Origin of the sequence: Desulfovibrio litoralis DSM 11393, from assembly GCF_900143255.1 — a bacterium.
Classification (GTDB): Bacteria; Desulfobacterota; Desulfovibrionia; order Desulfovibrionales; family Desulfovibrionaceae; genus Frigididesulfovibrio_A; species Frigididesulfovibrio_A litoralis.
Genome location: NZ_FRDI01000018.1, coordinates 1 through 18,247, shown reverse-complemented (window position 1 = coordinate 18,247; position 18,247 = coordinate 1). Strand labels below are relative to the sequence as shown.

Annotated in this window: 21 protein-coding genes; 12 read left to right on the top strand and 9 right to left on the bottom strand. The window is 37.4% G+C overall.

The features are described from left to right. Positions 1-57 precede the first annotated feature (57 nt). From BT999_RS11895 to BT999_RS11865, 7 genes are all read right to left on the bottom strand, one after another. Positions 58-1,671, bottom strand: a complete 1,614-nt coding sequence (locus tag BT999_RS11895) for a VWA domain-containing protein (RefSeq protein ID WP_072698007.1) — start codon at positions 1,669-1,671, stop codon at positions 58-60. A 96-nt stretch (positions 1,672-1,767) separates the two neighbouring features. Then, positions 1,768-2,781: a DUF3150 domain-containing protein gene (locus BT999_RS11890; RefSeq protein ID WP_072698006.1), complete on the bottom strand. Its 1,014-nt coding sequence runs from the start codon at positions 2,779-2,781 to the stop codon at positions 1,768-1,770. A gap of 15 nt (positions 2,782-2,796) precedes the next feature. Further along, positions 2,797-3,777: an AAA family ATPase gene (locus tag BT999_RS11885; RefSeq protein WP_072698005.1), complete on the bottom strand. Its 981-nt coding sequence runs from the start codon at positions 3,775-3,777 to the stop codon at positions 2,797-2,799. Positions 3,778-3,863: 86 nt separating this feature from the next. Beyond that, entirely contained in the window at positions 3,864-4,295 is a 432-nt protein-coding gene (locus BT999_RS11880; RefSeq protein ID WP_072698004.1) for a hypothetical protein, read from the bottom strand. A gap of 9 nt (positions 4,296-4,304) precedes the next feature. Further along, on the bottom strand, positions 4,305-5,471 hold the full coding sequence (locus BT999_RS11875; RefSeq protein WP_072698003.1) for a PD-(D/E)XK nuclease family protein: 1,167 nt from the start codon (positions 5,469-5,471) through the stop codon (positions 4,305-4,307). An 81-nt stretch (positions 5,472-5,552) separates the two neighbouring features. After that, complete coding sequence (locus BT999_RS11870; RefSeq protein ID WP_072698002.1) at positions 5,553-6,317, bottom strand: ERF family protein; 765 nt, start codon at positions 6,315-6,317, stop codon at positions 5,553-5,555. 285 nt (positions 6,318-6,602) lie between these two features. Then, positions 6,603-7,406 carry an NAD(P)H-dependent oxidoreductase gene (locus BT999_RS11865; RefSeq protein ID WP_072698001.1) on the bottom strand — a complete coding sequence of 268 codons (804 nt, stop codon included), beginning with the start codon at positions 7,404-7,406 and terminating at the stop codon, positions 6,603-6,605. A gap of 129 nt (positions 7,407-7,535) precedes the next feature. Here BT999_RS11865 and BT999_RS11860 point away from each other — a divergent pair, with 129 nt between their 5' ends. Further along, a complete protein-coding gene (locus BT999_RS11860; protein WP_245791018.1) occupies positions 7,536-7,919 on the top strand; it encodes a winged helix-turn-helix transcriptional regulator in 384 nt (127 codons plus the stop codon). 337 nt (positions 7,920-8,256) lie between these two features. Here the strand turns inward: BT999_RS11860 and BT999_RS11855 are convergent, their stop codons facing one another. Next, positions 8,257-8,790: a nitroreductase family protein gene (locus tag BT999_RS11855; RefSeq protein ID WP_072698000.1), complete on the bottom strand. Its 534-nt coding sequence runs from the start codon at positions 8,788-8,790 to the stop codon at positions 8,257-8,259. Positions 8,791-8,914: 124 nt separating this feature from the next. On the opposite strand from BT999_RS11855, the gene BT999_RS11850 reads away from it, so the two are divergent. The 3 genes from BT999_RS11850 (at position 8,915) to BT999_RS11840 (ending at position 10,504) form a co-directional block, all read left to right on the top strand. Next, positions 8,915-9,292 carry a winged helix-turn-helix transcriptional regulator gene (locus tag BT999_RS11850; RefSeq protein WP_072697999.1) on the top strand — a complete coding sequence of 126 codons (378 nt, stop codon included), beginning with the start codon at positions 8,915-8,917 and terminating at the stop codon, positions 9,290-9,292. Positions 9,293-9,415: 123 nt separating this feature from the next. After that, positions 9,416-10,201: an alpha/beta fold hydrolase gene (locus BT999_RS11845; protein ID WP_072697998.1), complete on the top strand. Its 786-nt coding sequence runs from the start codon at positions 9,416-9,418 to the stop codon at positions 10,199-10,201. A gap of 12 nt (positions 10,202-10,213) precedes the next feature. Then, positions 10,214-10,504 (top strand): putative quinol monooxygenase, encoded by a 291-nt coding sequence (locus tag BT999_RS11840; protein WP_072697997.1) that lies wholly within the window; start codon positions 10,214-10,216, stop codon positions 10,502-10,504. Between the two features lie 623 nt (positions 10,505-11,127). Here the strand turns inward: BT999_RS11840 and BT999_RS11835 are convergent. Then, a complete protein-coding gene (locus BT999_RS11835; RefSeq protein WP_072697996.1) occupies positions 11,128-11,481 on the bottom strand; it encodes a helix-turn-helix domain-containing protein in 354 nt (117 codons plus the stop codon). 233 nt (positions 11,482-11,714) lie between these two features. Here BT999_RS11835 and BT999_RS11830 point away from each other — a divergent pair, with 233 nt between their 5' ends. The 8 genes from BT999_RS11830 to tnpA all read left to right on the top strand — a co-directional run. Then, complete coding sequence (locus BT999_RS11830) at positions 11,715-12,296, top strand: hypothetical protein (protein ID WP_072697995.1); 582 nt, start codon at positions 11,715-11,717, stop codon at positions 12,294-12,296. A 257-nt stretch (positions 12,297-12,553) separates the two neighbouring features. Continuing rightward, positions 12,554-13,402, top strand: a complete 849-nt coding sequence (locus tag BT999_RS11825; protein WP_072697994.1) for an IrmA family protein — start codon at positions 12,554-12,556, stop codon at positions 13,400-13,402. A gap of 65 nt (positions 13,403-13,467) precedes the next feature. After that, positions 13,468-13,974, top strand: a complete 507-nt coding sequence (locus BT999_RS11820; protein ID WP_072697993.1) for a hypothetical protein — start codon at positions 13,468-13,470, stop codon at positions 13,972-13,974. 15 nt (positions 13,975-13,989) lie between these two features. After that, entirely contained in the window at positions 13,990-14,964 is a 975-nt protein-coding gene (locus tag BT999_RS11815) for a hypothetical protein (protein ID WP_072697992.1), read from the top strand. 164 nt (positions 14,965-15,128) lie between these two features. Further along, positions 15,129-16,880: a hypothetical protein gene (locus BT999_RS11810; RefSeq protein WP_072697991.1), complete on the top strand. Its 1,752-nt coding sequence runs from the start codon at positions 15,129-15,131 to the stop codon at positions 16,878-16,880. A 103-nt stretch (positions 16,881-16,983) separates the two neighbouring features. Next, positions 16,984-17,355, top strand: coding sequence for a hypothetical protein (locus tag BT999_RS11805; protein ID WP_072697990.1), 372 nt, complete (start codon positions 16,984-16,986; stop codon positions 17,353-17,355). Positions 17,356-17,738: 383 nt separating this feature from the next. Continuing rightward, positions 17,739-17,942, top strand: coding sequence for a hypothetical protein (locus tag BT999_RS11800; RefSeq protein ID WP_072697989.1), 204 nt, complete (start codon positions 17,739-17,741; stop codon positions 17,940-17,942). A gap of 101 nt (positions 17,943-18,043) precedes the next feature. Further along, a partial coding sequence (gene tnpA, locus BT999_RS11795; protein WP_143145576.1) for an IS200/IS605 family transposase occupies positions 18,044-18,247 on the top strand: 204 nt, incomplete at its 3' end.

Here is an 18,247-nt window from a genome sequence, read left to right as displayed (position 1 = left end):
TAATCAAAGAAAATTAACCATTAAATACAGTTAATTAAAACAATATATTTTTATTGGTTATCTAAAACGCACCAAGGCTTTTTGTAAAAGCTGAAACATTACGGGTACTAGATTATTAATATTATCAATATATTGGCTTGTATCTGGTAGTAAAGCTTGAATCGTATTATCACCAATACCAATTCCGTAGACTTCAACATTAATATGTTGTGCAGTGCGTATGGCCTGTTCTGTTGCTGTAATAAAATCAGGTTTGCCATCTGTAATGAGCAGGATTATTTTACGTTTCTCAGGCAGTGCTTGCATTTTTTGAAAAGTCCACCAAAGTGCTTCAGCCATAGGCGTTCCACCATTAGCTGAAATACGGAATTTATTATGTAGCTTTTCGCCGTGTTTAAGGATTGTACCCACACTGATGTAGGATTTATCGCCTTTAGGCGTTGCAACCATCTCACCTGGAAACGAAGTAACTGCCACCTTAACTTTTGGCAGGCTATATAAAGCAGAAGCCACAGCAAAACAGCTTTCTGAGGCGAGTGCTAATTCGCTGTGCATAGAACCAGAACTGTCAATGAGAATATGTACAGCAGTATCAACACCTTGCTTTATACCTTGGCGTTTAAAGATTTTTGCATTTCCTATACTCAAGCGATGAATTTGTTGATTATTTAGCCTTCCAGTGTAACCCAAACGATTTTTCGCATTTACATTACTTTGTAAAAGTGCCTGTAAACGAGTGCGTAGAGCTGTACTTGTCATTTTTGCACGGGCAATACTTTCAGAAGATAGCTTGATACTACTTTTTTGAGTTTCAATTGCGACGGAATAAGTATCTTTTGGACATCGAGAAACACGGCTCAATTCTTTGGCAATGCTGGTACTCAAATCATCAGGTAAAACCAAGTTGTTAGACAGCAACGCTTTTAAGGCTTCAATGCTAGTATCTTTTACGCCTGAGCTTGTTAAACCAGCTTTTTCTTGATCCTGAACTTCAATGCTTTTAAGATATTTTTTAAGAATTTTAACTAGTTCTTTTGCAATCAGAATACAGTCTTGTGTATTCTTGCAACTGGTTGGCACTGTTGCTAAAACAAGTTCAAGCTTGGACAATAAATCAGGTAACGAGCTGTTAATATTGTTTTCCAATTTACAAACATTTGCTTGAAGCTCAGGAACGTCCCAAGAGCGTACTTTTAGAAGCATCCAGTTGAGCAGGTCTTGCGTGATATGAGCTTCTGTGTTTTGTGAAGTGTCTACACCAGAGAGCGTTTCCAAGCTGTTTGCTTGCTTTGTTGTAAGATTATATTCCTCAAGAAAAATCTTTTTAATCAACCAGTTAAAGTTATGTCGACAACCTGGGAATATGTTTGCGAGTTTGTGCTCAACCCGATAATCTTCTAATATATTCCAAATATGTTTTTCTAACATATCTAACTTATTGACTTTTAAGGCGTTAAAGTCTGTTTCGCGAATGTGGGCAGCTTCATGGTCTAAAAAACTTCTGGCAAAACCCAACAAATTTGCATCAGAATCAATGGGTAAATCAGGAAGATAAATAGTGTTTCCGTCTGTATAGGCTGTTTCTCCGCCAATTTCTACATTGATTCCATATTTACGACCTAAAATGCCTGCGACTAAAGGTAAGGCATTAATAATGTCTTTATTTTTCATAAAAACTCCTGTTAACATATTGCAATTGATTATTTAAAATACAAAAGCCCTGGTGCAGTGAGCATCAGAGCTTTTGTAAGGTTATCATTATATTTTTTACCACAAGCCATAACTATCTAAAACTGGTGGTAACTCTTTTAACTCTTCATCTACAAATAAAGGCTCTTCATCAAGTTCACTCAGGTTGTCATTGTCATCTTGCTCTTGATTGATATTTGTCATTTCCAAACTATTATTTTGTGTAAAAGTGGCTAAAATATCATCAGATTGTTGCACTCCATCTAAAATCATTTGCCCGTGTTGCATTAAGGCAGTAGGGTTTTGTAACAACATTACAAGTCCTTGTAGCATGAACAAGCTAGCACCCCGTAATATGCCACGCCGTGGTAAACTTTGAAATGCGGTTTCAATAATATCTGCAATCGGTGCAACCCTAGGTTCAATAAAAGTTAATCCAATCAGCTTGTTATAAATAGCCTTTAACGGGGACAAAGCCTTGCGTGTAAGCTCTGTCTTGCCAGCATAACAGCGATTCCAAGCTTCTGTAGCGGCCTTCGCGACTTCATCAAAAAGTGTTGAACCAAGTTTGCCCACATCTTCTTGCAACATCGCATCTATAGAGCTATTGAGATTGGCATCTGGCGTTTCGACCTTAAATAACTGCCAACGAAAACCCAGTTTTGAACGCACATAATCTTTGTTTACTATTGAATTTGTTAGCATATTTTCCCAGTTCGGATGTTTGGCAACCCAGTCCGCAACTGTCGCATCATAACGTTGTAAAAAACTATCTTTTGCTGTCATAAACTCTGCTTGGATTAGTGCAAGTTCCTGATTTATTTCTTCTGCTTTAGCTGTGGGAATAGCCCAACCACTTAAAAAGCGAACACCGTTTCGGTCTAATAAACTGACAGCTCTGGCTTTTAAAGTCCCGAAAATCCTGAGTTCTTCAGGTGAACATATTTTCTTACTACCAAGCGAAGCTAACTCATCTGGTGGCAGTTCAGCATCACCAAGGTCATGTGGAATGAGCTTTTTGCGAGCTGACCAAATATTCACCTCAAGATTAAAAACCAATAAATTACTAAGTATTGCTGTATGGGTTTGCATGTTAACTCCTTGACTTTATTTATTATCAAAATTAGGGAAAATACGTTGAACCAACTCATGCAACATCGCACGCGTTTCACGACAGGCACGAAAGCCAATGGCTCGATCTAAAGCGTATTCAATTGGCTGAATGCCCTGTCTGGATAAAGGTTGATAGCGTACTGTCAGTTCTGCCCAACGCAGTAGAGTGCGAGTAGAGAATGTTATCTCTATGCTATTGGAATTATAGCTATTATCTCCCATAAACAAATGGCGTACCTCATTGGCAAATTCCACCATCTTTTTTATAATTTCATCTGGTAACTTTGAGGTAGATTTTTTCAATAAAAGCTCTTCTGTTTCAGCTTTGGGATAAGTTACTTCGCAGAGCCAGAATCTATCCATTAACGCAATATTTTGACGCAAAACTCCTTGATATAAACCGCTTTCATCAGCACCGCCGTTAGAGTTGGCAGTGGCTGCAAAGCGAAACATCGCATGTGGTAAAATCAATTCTCCGCCATTTTCCGCAATACAAAGAGGCTGTCCGTCCAAAATACCGTTTAGCCCGGCTGCTGTTGAAGGTTCTAATAGGTCGATTTCATTCAGTAAAAATACTCCGCCAAATTTCATGGCTAAGGCTAATGGTCCATATTGAAAGCTCATATTCCCATCTTGAACCGTAAGATGCCCGACAAGTTCAGGAAATTCTAAACGTCCATGCCCGGTCACTTCAAACACAGGATAGTTTAAACGTGCTGCTAACTGTTTGATACAACTGGTTTTACCAGCACCAGTGGGACCAAATACATAAAGCGGATCGGAAGCTTCAATAAACCATAAAGCCAGATCTCGACTGCTTTCATGAAAGATATAATGCGGGTTAAGAGCTGGTGTAAAAGCCGTTGACTCCGCATACGCCTGAATCATTTTTCCTGAGGGAGTGCCACTAAATACCGTGCCAGCATCAAACTCGGTGGTTTGTAAAGTTTGTAGTAAACCTATTGTTTCATTCATTTTAATCTCCAATAAAAAAGGCGTACCCTGTTTGGATACGCCTTTAGTGTTATGTGTGTAGTGTTTTAAGTTATTGTAAATTAAACCTATTGGTTACTGTCCTGATTTAGCATATTAGTTGCTGTAGCATCAGGCAAATCATCTTGAGACAAATCATATTGAATTGTACTTATCACTTCGATATTAAAAGGATTATCTACAAACTCTCCGTTCTTTTCAATATCGTCGATGCTTTCACCAATGCGAATGAAGAGATAGTCGCTATTGTTAAGTTTGTTAATAAAATCAGAGATAAACCCTATATCTAGAAATGATTCATACCACTTAATCATGCCAAAGTGATACAAAATTGCTCCGTTAGTAGGGTGTTCTATTTTGTGGTCAACAGAATTATTTAGCAAACTATCAACGACAGTCCAAATAGCCTCATCTTTTATTTTTATTTCAGCAATTTGTACATCTAAGAGTGCTTTGGCTTTTTCGTTTAAAGCAAGCACCACTTCACTATAATATCCCATATTTACCCCTTAATTTATCTTGCCTAAATATAATCTTTCGTATGCGGCATCGCTTTTATATGAATTTTGTAAGATGCTACTTATTTGTTCCGTACTAACATATTTAAGTAGTTCAGTTTTTAACAGTTCTTCATTTAAGCTGTTTTTACCTGCACAAATTCCGACTCGTAATCGCTGTGTGATTGCATTAATCCAGTCGTTATTTGGACTTATTTTTGTAGCGTATAATTTTAGACTATTTTCTGTATTTTTTATATGTTGAGACAATTGCTTCTCAGCCTCCTTCAGTCGTTGCAAGTTCAGGAGCTCTGCTTCTAGTCCCGGCACGTCAACACCACGAAACTTTGGACAAGAAGCATTCACCTCACAATAATCACAAAGTGGATGAAAAGCTTTGTTATAAGCCACTTTATTAAGGGTTTTAATCTTGTTTTCAATGTCTTGCTTAGCTGACCAGATTTTATTTGCCGTTTCTAAACAAATATTTAGCATGATTTCATTAGCCTTGTATGGACCAAAAGCTTTCGCCTCGTTCATAGTCAAAGATAAAATATAGCCCTCAAGTTGAACTTGGCTGCAATCATCAGCTAAATCAATATTAAACAGCTGTTTGACTAGTTCAGGAAAAGTTTTAGGCTGACTTACCTTCCCAGTAGCAGGCACTGAAAACACTTTGTTATTCCAATGCATTGCCAATAAACCCAACTGTGCATAAAGCTGGGCCTCCTGAGAAGCATATAAAGTTTTAGGAATGCTTTCTGTACTTTTTAGTTCAATGATTCTTATTATGGGTCTTTGATTTTGTTCAATAAATACAAAATCCAAATGTCCTTTTATAGGAATATTATTATGTTTAATTTCAATTTCAAGTTGATGTATAAAATCTTTTTTTGCTAACATAAAAGCTTCTACAACCCCGGACTCGAACCAGTGTCCACGTTGTAAACGTAAGTGTTTAGAGAGTTCGTGGGCATTAAAATTGCTCTTGTGATTTTGTGTAGTATCAGAAGCAATGGTCGGAGCGGTTTTAGTTGCCACTGCCGAACGCAAACAGTCCAGACCTTTACCAATGTCAGACAAGCCGATATATTTACTACGATCGCCAAGACTGAGTTTTGTGTGTTGAGAATTCTGAACTTGTAGACTTTGATTTAATATCTTTAAAACATTATACATTTTGTCTCCATTTATGATATTAAAAACAAGAAAAGACTCCTAAAAACAGAGAGTCTTTTCTTGTTTCTATAGTGCTGATTTTTACGCAACATCGGCATAACGCCACCACATTTTACGGTTTTCACTCCAACTAAAACCAGCCTGTTGCAACAACTGTTTTTTCGTTCTAGTATCTCCTTTAGCCACGATACAAAGTCGGTTATCCTGAGTTGTTACAACACTATAAGCGATTCCATCGAGCTTAGGCAGTTGGGATAAAATGTCTTGATTATCACTGTTTGGGGCTGATGTTGTCTGGCGTTGAGCCTCTGAGTTTTCAGGTTCAAACTTCGGTTTTTTATTTTTATTTTGTGCTTTGTTATTGGTAGAAAAACTGGCATCGTCATCATCTTCTGTAACAATGCCCACCAAAGCAGAAAGGGCATAGCGTCTGGCATAAGTAATCGCAGAGCCATAACCCTGTGGGTCTGTTTTCGGAAGGGGCATCACCAACAACGAAGACTGCCATTGTCCGCTTTCTGCGTGCACAAGTTTAGTTACCAGCCCTAAATTATTCACTAAATTGCTTGTTGCAGCTCCAGTCACCCCAGCATAGCTACCCTCAAAGGCTTGATCACTGTTCAGCATACTCGCACTTGAAAGGGGTACCGGGTACTGTGTCATCCAGATGCCGTTTACTAACAAGGCTTCACGGCACGCTTCCATTACAGAATTTAAAGTCGCATAACGAGACCGAGTAAAGAGGTTGTCTTTATCCTTTAAAGCTGGTTGTAAACTTGCCTGAACATTTAACATCGCTTTAGCCAGTTCAGTAATCGTTTCTGAACAAAACTGTAATAAATTCATATGCTAACTCCTTTTTAATAATGATATTCTTAAACTGCCAACACCATATTTTTTTTATGTAAAACCATTGCTACCACTCACAATACAAAAAACTCCGCCTGCACCCAAAAGTACAGACAGAGTTTTTTTTGTTAATTTACTCAATATCAGAGAAAAATTATATTACTTCAATGTTGTAATATATATTTTAAATTATTTGAAAGACATAAGGAATAAGAAGCTTGATGCATAACTGAATGGGGTAAGGTGTTGACGACACTCTTATTCTTGCTCTAGCACTGTCTGCTAATCAGGTATATTTCCATTGGCGGTTGAAATTTCCGCAATATGAACCATGATTCCTGTTTTCTGAGGAGCAATATGTTCCGCGAGCACATGACGATCAGGGTAATCTCCTCCGTTTTGAGAACGAAATGGTATAGGAGTTTCGTCAAAAAGATGTTGAAGTCGATAACTCCAAGCTTTCTTTGCACTTTCTACCTGCTCCTTTGTAATACGGGCGGCTCCATAAACCGCATGCGTTGGAAGCACATCCATACCTGGAAAGAATAGACAACCATGCGTCACTGGAAAGAGTAATTCTTCTAGTGGACCGTTAATTCCCCTAGGGGAGTAATCTTCATATGGACCACCAACCATAACAGACAGCATTGCTCTCTTACCCTTCAACATACCATCTCCATAACGATAGGCATTGCCTTGCCCTTTGTATCCGTAAGCAAAGCCAAAGGCGTATACTCGATCTATCCACCCCTTCATGATGGCAGGCATCCCGAACCACCAAAGAGGGAACAGCATTATCAATGCATCAGCTTCGAGTAATTTTTGTTGCTCTATCGTGATGTCTGCGGGTTGCTGGTTTGTTGCATAGGAATGCCCTGATTCGGTGATGAAAGACAGCCTTTCAGGATTGGTCCGGTGAGGAAAATCTTCCTCGTCAAATACAGCTTTCCATTTCATCCCATATAAATTTGACACCATGACGTTATGACCTTGCTTACGCATAGTCGCCACAGCGACATCGGCAAACTGACAAGTTAGTGATGTTGATTCAGGGTGAGCATAAACTATTAAAATACTTTTTCTCATATAAAGCTCCTTGTGCAAATTGCTATACCAAGATAATAACTCTTTAATGCACTTTGGCAAGTACAGACAAAAACAGCATATACTTACAAAATGTATAGTATCAAAAATCTTGGCATGAAGGAGCAATACGTGGAAGACGCTTATAAAATGAAAGTTCTTGGGAATAAATCTTACCGTTGTGCGTTTGAATTGACGCTGGAGATAATTGGAGGGAAGTGGAAGCTATTAATTATCTATTTTCTTGCAGGCCGTGGAATGTTGCGTTTTGGCGAGTTACGCCGATGCCTGCCAGAAGTTAGTGAACGGATGTTGGTGAGGCAATTAAGAGAATTGGAGCATGATAAAATTATTCATCGCGAAGTTCACCATACAGTGCCACCTCGTGTAGACTACTCTCTAACTGAGCTCGGCAACACACTTATACCGATAATGAATTTGCTTCGCGACTGGGGAGATGAATATGATGCTAATGTTTGCAAACATGTTGATAAGAGCACAGAAACTGATGTGTAAATAAGATATACGTTCTTTAAATAATGCAAACATCGGATTAAGAATTTCTGCATTTTGTATTTAATCTCATTGAATTTTTTACTCTCTTTTGTTTTTATATGTATGCTCCATTAAACTGTAGAGCAATCTGTATATGGCGAGCATACCACAGGCAAAAGTATCTTTCCTTTAAAAGACGAAAGCGATTATTCGCCCAATGGGAGACTGGTCAATCCTGCCTCCCTGGGACACTGTACACCGCAGGTATCATCTGCATACGCCATGCGGCATGCAGATGGTAAGGCCTTCTGTGCGCAGCAGCTTGGGCGAAACTTTGAAATCAAAATGTGGCGTCTCCTTACTTCAAAGAGCAGGGCAAAGATTCTTTCCACACCATTTCGTTAAGCGGAATACGCTGTTGTTGATGACGGCAAGGAGTTTGCGCCTTATCGTCAGAATATCCGAGTACAAGTATGTTCACTGGAATAACATTATCCGGCAAAGAGAACTCGCTACGTACCACCGCCGGGTCAAACCATGTTATCCAGCATGAAGCGACACCTTCCGACCAAGCCTGGAGCATCATATGCGTAGTGGGGATAGTCGCGTCAATATCCACCATAGAATGCCCGTCCTGAGGTCGTTTCCATGCCTTGTCTTTGAGGCTGCACACTACGATAGCAAGTGGAGCTCCGTGCATGTTGCCAGCCTTATCCAATTTGGAAAGCCCACCCGGTTCTGATACCACCAGAAACCGTTGGGGTTGAAAATTAGCTGCAGTGGGTGCAACTCTGCCAGCTTCAAGTATATTCTGAAGCTTTGCCATTTCTACAGGCTTAGAGTGAAACTTCCGAACGGAGTGGCGTTCTTTGGCAAGTTGAAGAAATTCCATAAAGTCTCCTTATGTTATAGGGTGTAGGTTTTTTCCTTGTCTCCTGATAACCTTTATGGTATTTTATAACAAGAACGCACTTTTTTCATACGTAGTATCTAAAAAGATACAATAAGGGGAAATTATGGGTCTGATCAAATCATCATATGCTTGCATGTTGACGCTTGCGATGGATATTGTTGGCGGAAAATGGAAAATGGTAATTCTGTGGCAATTGAGAAATGGAGTCGTCCGATTCAGCGAATTGAAGCGCCGGCTTAACGGAATAACTCAAAAAATGCTTACGCAGCAGTTACGGGAGCTTGAAGACGCTGGGCTCATAACCCGCACGGTTTATCCAGTTGTGCCACCAAAGGTTGAATACAGTTTGGCAGAAGAAGGCACAAAACTCATTCCTGCATTAGATTCTTTATGTCAGTGGAGTACAAACTATGCTACATCTCACGGAATTATCGAGTCTTCTTGCTGCGCAACCCACATGGTCGAAAAAAAGACCACTTGAAAAAAACTCAAAGGTTTCTTTTTAGATACTATACCACAAAAAAGTGCGTACTTGATTTAATATCAATCAAGCATAGAATGTATCCCTTGTTCCAACTACTTTAAATTATCAGGAGATACACCTATGTCGTTTGCGCCTTACAAAAATTGTCAGATCGAATACTCAGTCACCGGAAAAGGCAAAGGCCTTGTTCTCGTTCATGGAACAGGTCAGTCAGCGGAGAACACTTGGACGGAAGTGGCAAAGCATTTTTCGTCCAAGCGTACAGTAGTTTGCCCCAACTATTCAGGCTCTGGTCGGACACAAGATAGCAACGAACCACTTACCATCGAGCTACTTGCGGAGCAGGTGTTAGCTACTGCTGAGCATGCTGGTCTTCAGCAGTTCGATATTGCAGGCCATTCTCTGGGAACCTGTGTTGCCATGTATCTCGCGGCTAATTATCCGGATCGTGTGGGGAAAGTTATACTGCTTGCTGGTTTTACCTCTACGGAAGACGCCCGTTCGCAGTTGCAGTTCAGGATGTGGAAAGAGATGGCGGAAACGAATCCGAAACTTTTGGCGGAGACATTCCTCTTTACGGCTTTCAGCCCGGCATTTGTGGCTGGCATGCCTGATTGCGCGGTGAAAGATACCGTCGAAGCTATTTTTACAACAACGGACTGGAAAGGCACAGCCCGCCAGATTGATCTGGATTTGCGCATCAATGTTATGAAAGAAGCCAGAGCCATGCAGCAGGAGACCTTAGTAGTTGGTTGCGTTCACGATTACATAATACCGATTGCACACTCTAAGGAATTAATGAAAGTTATTTCTAACGCTCAGTATGCGGAGATGGAAACCGGGCATGGCGGTTGTGTTGAGAATCTTGAACAGTTCATTTCCATAGTTGATGGTTTTCTTGCGTAAGGTCTGAGCATTATGGATTCAATAAAAATAGTCGCTGAAATCAAACTTAAGCCGGAATACAGGCAGGAACTTTTTCCTGTGTTGCAGGCTCTCGTTGAAGGCAGCCTCACTGAAACGGGAAATAATGTTTATGATCTTACTGAAAATATGAGTCTTCCCGGACATTTTTTTGTGATTGAAGAATGGAAGTCTGACAAAGCAATTGAAGAACATAACGAAACTCCGCATTTTAAGGCTTTCGTCACGGCAATTGATGTGAAAGGGGTAGCTCTCAGTATTACCAAACCCAAAAGCCTATTTTGACATTTCCTGTAACAAGAATGAGCTGAGCGGCAAGACTGCCGCTCAGCTCATTCTTGTTACAAAGTTTCCCTACACTCTGGCAGCCCGTGTAGCCCCAAAAGTTATAGCCGTCTTTGCCAGGCTTTTTCACTCTATGCACCATAGGCTTGCCGCACTTGGGGTAGCTTTTGCCAGCAGCTTTGGCAAGAGTTTACAGTTTCTCTTCAAGCTGGGCATGGGCTTTGTCAACAATAGCGCGGTATTCTGCCTTGCTTGCTGCAATATCATCAAGGGCCTGTGGTGCTCTTCGTTGTCGCATTCAAATCTAATGCGCTCATAGCGACTCGGATTATCCAATCAATCACAGAGTACAAGAATTCCTTGATAGGTTTGGTATCCATATCCAGCACTAGTAATAGCAGTATTTTTTATTGCATCTTTCATATTGCCACAGCCGTAAATAGTTTTTTAGATTAATTCTGATACTGCAACTTCATACAAAAAAAAAGCAAGATATTAACTAAAAGTTAATATCTCGATAAAATTTATTTGTACCAAATTAAAAATTTACTGAAAATACGTTTGCCTGTGTATATATTTTTTTCTTCTCATGTGTCCTTATAACTTGAACTATTTAACGCTAATTAAACATTCCCATCAGTTTTACGTTTCAAAACTCCAACAATATGTGCCACAAGACGAACAACTTCCTCTCTGTCTTGAGCAGGCAATGGGCTGATAATATCTGCAATGGTTATGGCTTGTTCATGAAGGTCGTCTGTTGGTTGGCGTAAAAAATCTGTTAGATGACATTCAAAGATAATAGCAAGTTGTTCCAATCTTTTTAATGACGGCGAAATTGAACCACTCTCCATACGAGATATGGTTTCTTTTTCTATACCCATACGCTCAGCTACGTTTTCTTGTGTTAGCCCTATAAGCTTACGTTTATGAGCAATTGCAGCTCCAACAATTTTCACCAGTTCACTCGTTTGCATTCAAGTCCCCTTAAAATCAAGTACCTAATATCTAAAAGACAATTTTTTTAGGATTGAATACTTCTTTCTCGCAAACAAATGCACAACTAACCATGACGTTAAAAGAATCTTTATTGACATTAAAATCAATATGCGTAATAAAGGATTGTCATTTTAAAGTAATAAATTGCCGTAAATGATCGGAGCAGAGTGGAACAAGAGTTGCTTATTATATTTACTACACAGGAGAGAACATGACTGAGCATAAAAATGAGAATGCTAATGCCTTTTGGGGGTTTATAGTTCTGATTTTAATTATCTACACGGCTTTGTATTTTATTGTTTTTAATGATGAAATCGATACTTTTCAGGAAGCTTCTTTAATTGATATAATGCAAGCCCCCTTTGAAACTATGGTTGAAGGAAATTCAAATGCGAAAAGAATGCTTTCTGGCTTTGAAGATTTACTTGCAGACACTAGAGCCGCAACGAAAAAGAGAGCAGGAGTTGATCTTGGCATATCTCTAGAAAATGCTTTAGACGACAATGATAATATTAGTAATGTTAAATGGATATATGGACCTTCATATAAGAATTTTTCAGAAGTTATAATGACCTGTCAAAGCAAAAAAGCTGGTACTATTGTAATAACAGGAATTGTGAGGGAACGCTCATTTTTTAAGGTGAGCCTAAGTAAATTCATGGGGATAAAAGGAGTCTCTATTGACGGAAATAACATCACTCCATTTCCAGCAATAGCCGAACATATATATGGGCTTTACGGTGAAGAATTGCAGCGTTTTTCTGAATTGACTCGAGATGTCATGATCTATTGATCTTTGAATGGAGGTTTGAAACACAATGGCATTAAGACATATTGTTGGAAGCATTATTTTTCTTATTCTCATTATCAATATTCTAGGATTTTCTGAGTTTTTATCAATGATTGGTCTTTTTGCTGTAATGGGAATAGTGAGTTTACTTTTGAAATAAGAACATTGGAAAATTAGGTTTTGCAATGTTGGTAATTAGGATTGGATAAATAATTAAGTATCACAATATTAACAAATTCAATGGCTATAAGGAAAAAACTATGCGTATTTCATTCGTTGTAGGTGTTTTATGTACATTTTTAGTTGTTTCAAACTGTTACGCCATTGACATTTGGCATTCTGATAATGGATACCATCAGGGATACAATATTTATACTTTGACTCTTGATGCTCAGGATGTTCTTTTTGAGCCCAGTATTGAGGGTGGTATTGAAAAAATTGAACTTTTTGTTGATGCCTATGATGTTAAAGATCAACTGATTTATAGTGGTATTCTTAATGTGAGACCATTTGCAGACTGTCAGGCTACACGAACGACAATCATATATTTGGAAACAGAGGAAGAAGTCCAAAAAATGCTTATCCGTAAAGCGAGTGCTATTATAAATGATAAGCGTGTTGACTTATTAAAAACATCAGTGGGACTCTCAGTGAAGGAAAGTCCGCTGAAAGATGCGATAAATATTGTTATTGTTGATCAATCACAACAGATACCGACACAAAATCCTACTCAGAATACTAAACCAAAAGGACAAAAAAATACTTCACAGACGGCTTCTCAAACTCCTATACAACAAAATTTATCTCCTCAGCAAATTGACGACATTGCTCGGGCTATGATGATAGAAGGACAAATATTTGGTAAAGTCTCTGTTTGCTATCCTATTCTTGGAACTGAACCTGAGGTAAAAGCAATAACGGAAGGCTATGTTCAATTTTATAAGTCAAAATACAGTCAACAAATATTAAAACAAACTCTGAATTTATTTCAAATAGGCTTCGCTATGGGCGAGCAAGAACAGAAAAAGCAAGGAGACCGTGGATGCACACAGGTCTTTGACCAATTCCAACAAATGGCGAATGTCATAGGCTATCAAATCCCACAGTAAATTGATGAATATATTAATAGGCTGGTTTGCGAAAACAACAACTTTTTTATTTTAAAGGATGTGTAATGAAAAGTATTTTCCAGAATAGAGTAGTAATATTTATTTGTTTAATTTTAGTTTCCTTTTGCCTGTCTGGATGTTCGCAGTCTCTTGAAGAAGAATTGCAAGATATAAATATATCAAATTTGATAAAAGTTGATAGTTATGAAACGTTTGGGAAAGTTCTATCAAGATACAACTATGCAAAAAATATCTCTTTTCGTTATGAAAATACAGATATGTCTGAATATTTGTATGTTACAATTGTGCTTGATTTGGAAAAAAAAGAATACGCACCAATTATAAAAACAAGCCCGAGTAATGTAAAAGCTGGTGTAATACTTAAATTTGCAAAAACTAGAACAACCCAGGTAAGGTATATTACTCCATTCCCAGGCAGTCAGATACTGCTTATTTTGAAAGGAAAGGAGTTTACTAATAATATGGATGATTACCTATTTCAGAAAACGTTACAGCAATTATATAACAATGAACCAATAACTGCTCCATTTAAAACTTTATACATACAGTAATGCTAGGAGTATTGCGTGCGTATTTTTAAAATATTAGCACTGTTTTTCTTGTTAATGTGTCTTGTGTCTTGCTCAGAACAAGATTCGAAAGAACAAACATATTTTGTTGCTGCTAGTGATTTTCTGGCAAAATCAACCAATACAATTATAGGTAAATATTATTCAATCCAGCAAAACAATGAGCAGACTAGTCTCTTGAGGATGTTGGATATTAAATCTTTCACAGGGGAACATGTGGTATATGACCTAGTGGAATATGAATTTAATAATAAGCCATCTGATACAGATATGATGATTAATCTAGGTGCGGTAAGTGTGTTAGACCCAGATCCGGATTTAACTATTAAAAGACGGCAGGATCGCTTGCCTAAACCTTATGCCCTAACAGGAAACATTAGCGTTGAGAAAAGAGGAATAGAAGCTTCTCTCAAATTAGACCAACCAAATAATGGGGCAATGTCCTGTTATCGTTATATGACTACAGATCAAAGTTTATTGACTTTTGAATTTTGTGAAAGTGGATATCGAGGTATTAATGAGGGAGTATTTCGCCACAAAGATGACTATGTACCGAGTTCATTGGTAAGAGAGGTGATTGCTTCTAACCCTGGGTTTCCAGAAAAAATACCTATCCCGAAGCCTAACAAAACTGTGACTGCACTAGAAAATATTGGTCCTCAAAATGTAACCACTGATATACAGTATGATGCTGAAATAATTAGTAGTGCAGTGATTTGTCTGGATAATATGGGGTTGTTTTCACCTGAAGAGGGAAATAAAATAGGAACCAGCTATATTGAATGGATAAAAATGAGGTATGGAGTTGAGTACATCACAGAATTCTTCTATATTTTTAAGGATGCTCTCATTTCTAGTGATAAAGCCCTGCAATCAAAAGGAATGCAGGACTGTGAGAAACGAATTGCAGATTTTGATGAATTGGCACAGCTCATAGGCTATAAACGACCTCAAACACCTCTTAAAAAATAAGAATTTCAATGATGGTATTCAATAGGGGGGTTACGTTGAAAGTTATGGTGAACCAAGTCAAGTTGGTAAGAAGAAAAATGTAGGTTTAAAGCGTATTTTATTTCAGCTATTATTGGTGCAAATCAAAGAAGTATATTCAACAGGCGGATATTCTTGGAGAAATTATGGAAGACATTTTGAAGAGCATTATTGTAAAATATAATTTAGGAGATACAAAGGTATTTTGTGCTCCAAATATTCCGGAAAAAAAATTGTTCAACGCTATTTCTACATATGCTCCTGGGCTTTCATCTGAAGAAGTAGTGCTTTTGCTTGATGATACTGTTTGGGGAGGATCAAGAGAGGGAGTGCTTTTGAGTAAAGATAAACTCTTTTGTCATGAACTACTCACAGATCCAGCTAAAATTTCTATATCAGATATACAAAATATATATTCTCAGAAAAGTGATATTTATATCAACAATCAAAAGTTTATCTCTTGTACTCTGCTTGATAAAATGTATTCTGAAGCTTTCTGTTCTTTTCTTTTTGAATTGATACGTGTTCTGCGTGGTGAAAGTGTAACAGAGCAATTTTTAATAGAAGAACAACCAACTACAGCTACAGAATCCGATCAAGACACAGCACGTCAGGCAAATGAACCTACAAATAATGAACTGTTGATAGTTAGTCCTCCACAAATTGATGCAGATATTAAAGAAATTTTCAATAAATATAGCTTTGGCAATGAAAAGTTATTTTTCTTTCCTAACATTCCGAAAGAAAAATTACTCAACGCCACCAAAACGTATGCGACAAGGATATCTTCAAATGATGTTCTTATTTTATTGGACGATACTCTCATGGGCGGTGCGAAAGAAGGCATGGTTTTGACTCGAGATTCTGTATTTTTTCATGAGCTTCTCACAGATCCTGTGGTTTTTAAAATGAAGGATATTGATTCTGTCTTTGCAAAAGACAAGTCTCTGTATATAAATAAAAAGCAAGTATTTCATGCTGCTTATTTTGCTAAAGAATATCTCATAGCCTTAGGTAATATGATTAGCGACATTGCCGAGTTAAGTCTGACAGAAGAAGAACGCACTGAAAAAGCACTTGTTAAGGAACTTGGAAGTAGGCACGAATATTATTTCAAGTGTCTTATGAATATCCTCCCGAAAAGAAGTAAGCTTGATTATATAAGCAACTCCCTTGACGTTTTCATAGACCAAATTTTTGCTATTTCTGTCCAGCAAAATAATGACGCATGGGCGAGAGATGCTAAAATGGAAAATGAGCTTAGAAAAGGTTTTGATACAGCAGCATATTCACTCCTTAGGCTGGCGTTTATACTTTCAAAAAGAATATCAGACAAGCTAGAAAAAAATAAAGTTTGTACCTACATTGCTATGAGCGATTGTATCATTCACGAAATACTCATAGGGTTTCTTTTCAGAGGTGCATGTTTGATCCATGAATTTTTTGCAAACCATTCTGATAAAGACATTTTAGCTGCTTTGTATGCTAAATTAATAGTACAAGACATTCTTGTTCCATTTTACCTGTTCAAAATTTCCAACGATAAGACACTTAATTCCTTGCAAAAATTATCTTTACAAAGTGATATAGAAAAGCAGGTTGCTTGTGTTATTCTTGAGAAAAGACGTTTTTTGAATCGCATTTGTGATAATCTTGATAAACTTTCTTTCATTGTAGCTGGTAATATAAGAGAACATTTATTGCAAAAAAATGCAGTTTTTGACATTAGGTCAGCAATTAAAAAAGATGAAAGCAGATGTCAATACAGTAATGAAAACAGTATGTTGTATCTGTATTGTACAGGTATTTCCTCCTGTATCAACGACGAAATGACTTCTTATATTAAAGAAGCTGATGAAAAACTCGCAACTATTATCGAAAACTTCCTTAGATCCTAAATAATGTTAGGTTCCTTAAGAAATGTAGTTCGTCTGTTTGTAAATATATATAATAAAATTGATCAATTGATCAGACAACATTTAATGATTAAGGAGTTTTAGTATGAAAACAATATTACAATTTGTTTTTATAGCTACCATAGTGTTCATTGCGAATATTGCAAACGCCGTACAAGTCAATGAACCTGAAGTCAATCCAATGACAGATACTCCTTATAGAACTGTAGTTGGAGACATTATGCCATTTAAAAATGGAATCGAATTAATTGATCCAGATTATAGTGAAGTAGGATTTACATTTTATTTCGGTAATAAAGCTGATGAAAAAGAACTAGCTAAAGTTATGGCTATTTGTGGTGATAAACGTTTACCTAAGGGTACATGCGAAGTTACCATAAAAAAAGGTAAAAAAGAGAACTGGGATGATGCTATAGTAATCAGCGTTATCTATCACCAACAACCAGCCAAAAAATAACTTTGAATTAATTAAAGCATAGATATACATCCTACCGTGGGATTGTATATCTATGCTTATGCTTTTATTTTTTATATTTTAATGCTTAGTTCATCAACATAATTAATAACGATGCAGACAAAAACATTAGATCAACAAATAAAAAATTCCTCTTGTATTTGATAAAAAAACTGATTATAGGTTTAACTTAAAGAAGAAAAAGATTTATACAAACTATTGCTTAAATCTTTAAGGCAAAAAGCCACTCTAAAGTTATCTAGGTCTATTTTTTACAGGAGAATGATTATTTAATGAAATTATACATTCTATTCCGATTAACAAAGACAGATAAATGCTTGTAATAAAGTTAGCTGATATTGTAAAAAATTCTTAAGTGAGGAATAATGCGTAGTATAATATCTATTTTATTTTTTTTACAGCTAACAACTTTCTTTACCGGCTATGCTTTTGCAGCCAATCCTGCGGAAGATATGAACCGTATTCGTAGGCAACAAGAGCAGATTCAGTTGCAACAAGAAGAACGCATGCGTGAGCAGGAGCGTTTTTTTTTGTATAAAGAATACCCCCAGCTAGGCTGGGGGTTCTAAAAAGCTTTTAGCTTTGCTTCTGTTATAAAACTCCTTTTGATTTGTTATAACTGACTTGCGGTCTGGCAACTGCATGTCGAACAAATCAAAAGGAGGTCACAATGAGTGACACAAAGAGTTTATCTCATACAAAGTGGAACTGCAAATATCATATAGTTTTTGCTCCAAAATATCGCAGGCAAGTATTTTATGGAGAAAAGAAGCGTGCGATAGGCGAGATATTACGCAAGTTGTGTGAATGGAAGGGGTTAAAAATAGTAGAGGCAGAGTGTTGCCCTGACCATATCCACATACTGCTTGAGATT